Genomic DNA, 262 nt, shown 5'->3' on the forward strand with positions numbered 1-262 from the left:
CGCGCCTTCTTTACGCTCCATTTGCGCGTGACCCGGCAGGAACGGGGTCAGGTGCGATTTCACGCCAATCGGGCCGACGCCCGGGCCGCCACCGCCGTGCGGGATGCAGAAGGTTTTGTGCAGGTTCAAGTGCGACACGTCGCCGCCGAACTTGCCCGGGGCACAGAGGCCGACCATCGCGTTCATGTTGGCGCCGTCGATGTACACCTGGCCGCCGTGGTCGTGAATGATGCCGCAGATATCGCGGATGCCTTCTTCGAAC

General features: G+C 64.5%; 1 pseudogene. It reads right to left on the reverse strand.

Annotated elements, in window-relative coordinates:
* Positions 1-262 (reverse strand): annotated as a pseudogene (locus tag VD17_RS32835) (hypothetical protein); the annotation flags it as partial.

The organism is Pseudomonas fluorescens (assembly GCF_000968015.1).
In the GTDB taxonomy this organism is placed as follows: domain Bacteria; phylum Pseudomonadota; class Gammaproteobacteria; order Pseudomonadales; family Pseudomonadaceae; genus Aquipseudomonas; species Aquipseudomonas fluorescens_W.